Origin of the sequence: Acanthopleuribacter pedis (assembly GCF_017377855.1) — a bacterium.
GTDB lineage: Bacteria > Acidobacteriota > Holophagae > Acanthopleuribacterales > Acanthopleuribacteraceae > Acanthopleuribacter > Acanthopleuribacter pedis.
Genome location: NZ_JAFREP010000100.1, coordinates 1 through 801, shown reverse-complemented (window position 1 = coordinate 801; position 801 = coordinate 1). Strand labels below are relative to the sequence as shown.

Below are 801 nucleotides of genomic sequence, written 5' to 3'. Positions count from 1 at the left end.
TTATCCGCTGGAAGTATCGCGCAAAAAAATGCGGCTGTCGCGTAACGGCCCCCGGCCCAACAACCTTGGTTGACGGCGGCCAATACGGCGTAAATCTCGCTGTTGAACTGGTGGTTCGAAAGTTTCAGGATCAACTCCCTTGGGAGCGGCAAGTCAAGGCGCTTCAACGAGACGGTTTACGAATGGCCGGTTCGACCATGTGGAACCAAACCCGGCACGTCGCCAATCTCTTAGAAGACGTGTACGAGGCGTTACGTCGCGATATCGAGCTTGGGTTTCACCGCCATGCCGACGAAACCAGGTGGCGGGTGCTCGAAGGCGTTGAAAACCAGCAGCAGTTTGCCTGGCTGTTTCGGAACGAAAACCATGCCTACTTCACCATTGAAGATACGCGAAGCGGGAAAGTTCCACTCCGGGTCATGGGCGATGCGGCCGGCGCCCTCGTAGCCGATGATTATGGGGGATACAACGCGCTTGTTGCGAAGAATGAACTTTTACGCATTCAGTGTTGGTCACACACGCGGCGCTATTTTACTGATATTCAGCATTTAGAACCGGACATTAAAACCTACTTAGACCTCGTTGCAAAGCTTTACCTAAAGGACCGCGAATTCAAGGCCGGCCCGGTGCAAACACCGGCGCATCGCCGTGCCCTTTGTGGTCCGGTCATCGAGGAAATCGATGCCTGGCGCAAACGGCAGCGTTGCCTCCCCAAATCCCCGATGGGAAAAGCTTTGGGGTACATGAACGACAATTGGGCGGGCTTAACCGCCTTTCTGGATGACCCCGATCTGCCGCTGG

General features: G+C 55.3%; 1 protein-coding gene. It reads left to right on the top strand.

Going from position 1 to position 801, the window contains the following annotated elements; translation table 11 throughout:
• Positions 1 to 65: 65 nt before the first annotated feature.
• The coding region (locus tag J3U88_RS34030; protein ID WP_243436298.1) for an IS66 family transposase at positions 66 to 801 on the top strand (736 nt) is incomplete at its 3' end.